This is a genomic window from Pseudomonas sp. EGD-AK9, from assembly GCF_000465935.2.
In the GTDB taxonomy this organism is placed as follows: domain Bacteria; phylum Pseudomonadota; class Gammaproteobacteria; order Pseudomonadales; family Pseudomonadaceae; genus Aquipseudomonas.
Genome location: NZ_AVOF01000636.1, coordinates 1 through 1,050, shown reverse-complemented (window position 1 = coordinate 1,050; position 1,050 = coordinate 1). Strand labels below are relative to the sequence as shown.

Here is a 1,050-nt window from a genome sequence, read left to right as displayed (position 1 = left end):
GCGGGGTGTTGGCGGGCGAACCAGGCGCCGGCCTCGTCGATGGTCAGGGCCGGCGCCAGCAGACGGCCGAAGCCGGGCGCCGCGGGCGTGCGTTGGTAGAGCTGGTAGTGGTCGGGCGTGCTGGCCAGCAATGTGTAGGGCTGCACCCTCGCGCTGGCGCAGCTGCGCGGGCAGGCGCTGAGGTGTACTTGCGGGCGGGCGTGGCTTGCGCGCAGCAGCTCGGCCAGGTGCAGGGCGTGCTGCTTGCTGTCGGCCAAACCGCGGGCGCAGGCGGCCGAACCGGTGCAGGCGACCAGGCCGAGCAGCGGCTCGTCGATGTGGGTCAGCAGGCCGAGTTCGCCCAGTGCTGCCAACAGCTCACGGCTGGCGGATTCCGGCACATTGCCCAGCAGCAGACCCTGCCAGGGCGTCAGGCGCAGCTCGCCGTCGCCATAGCGCTCGCTCAGCTCGGCCAGCGTGGTCAGTTGTTCGGCGTGCAGCCGGCCCAGTTGGGCGCCGGCGGCGACCATGCACAGGCCGGCCTGCGCCTGTGGATAAATCCCAGCCGGCGCGCGCTCGACGGTGGCGGCGGGCTGCCAGGTGGCCGGCGCCGGCTGCAGGGCAAAATCCAGGCGCGCCTGCAGGCGCTGCAGCAGTTCGTCGGCTGGCACCTGTGCCAGCAACTGGCGCATACGTGACTGCTCGGGTGTGGCCAGTTCAAGGAACAGCAGCAGCAGCTGGCGCACCAGTTCGAGCGCCTGGCTCGCCTCGATGCGCGCCAGCGGCGTGTCCATGGGGCAGCCGGCCAGGCCCAGCAGCAGGTGCTGGTCGTCCTCGGCGGCCAGCCACAGGTCGTGGGGGTGCTCGCGCATGGCCAGGGCTTCGCCGCCATCGAGTTGCAGGGCGAACTTGGCCGACAGCGCGTGCAGCGCCGGGCTGTCCTGCAGCAGGTCGAGCAGCTGGGCTGCCAGCGGGCGCACGTCCATCCGCGCCTGCGGATCGAGGCCGGCGGCGGGGCTGAGCAGCAGGTTGCGCACATCGTCGGCGGCGGCCACGCGCGGACCGAGGCCG

At 72.9% G+C, this 1,050-nt stretch carries 1 protein-coding gene; it reads right to left on the bottom strand.

Going from position 1 to position 1,050, the window contains the following annotated elements; genetic code table 11:
- A partial coding sequence (gene cobG, locus N878_RS21955; protein ID WP_021445674.1) for a precorrin-3B synthase occupies window positions 1–1,050 on the bottom strand: 1,050 nt, incomplete at both ends.